The organism is Bradyrhizobium cosmicum, from assembly GCF_032290525.1.
GTDB lineage: Bacteria > Pseudomonadota > Alphaproteobacteria > Rhizobiales > Xanthobacteraceae > Bradyrhizobium > Bradyrhizobium cosmicum_A.
This window is the reverse complement of record NZ_JASXTA010000295.1, coordinates 1-264: the sequence shown is the minus strand read 5'-3', so window position 1 is coordinate 264 and position 264 is coordinate 1. Positions and strand designations below refer to the sequence as shown.

The following is a 264-nucleotide window of genomic DNA, read 5'->3' as shown; positions in this document are numbered from 1 at the left end:
ACCCGGCCCTGGCCAGCCAGATCGGCGTGGCCTGCGGGCTCCACGGCTGGCTGAGCACCCTGTTCGCCGGCGTCGACCTCCTGAACATCGGCGAGCGGGTCGGCGCCACCTTCCGGGCCACCACCGACCGCCTCCAGGGGATCTCCGCCTTCCTCGACCGAGTCCCCGACCGCGCCGAGCTGGCGATGCACGAGGTCCTTCCGGGCGGGTCGCTGGGGCCGGTGCTCTCGCGCAGCCGGGCGGTGGGCACGGACGAGTACGGCC

At 75.0% G+C, this 264-nt stretch carries 1 protein-coding gene; it reads left to right on the top strand.

The annotated features are described in order from the left end of the window. On the top strand, positions 1-264 hold a 264-nt coding region (locus QSV46_RS40015), incomplete at both ends, for a hypothetical protein (RefSeq protein ID WP_314964142.1).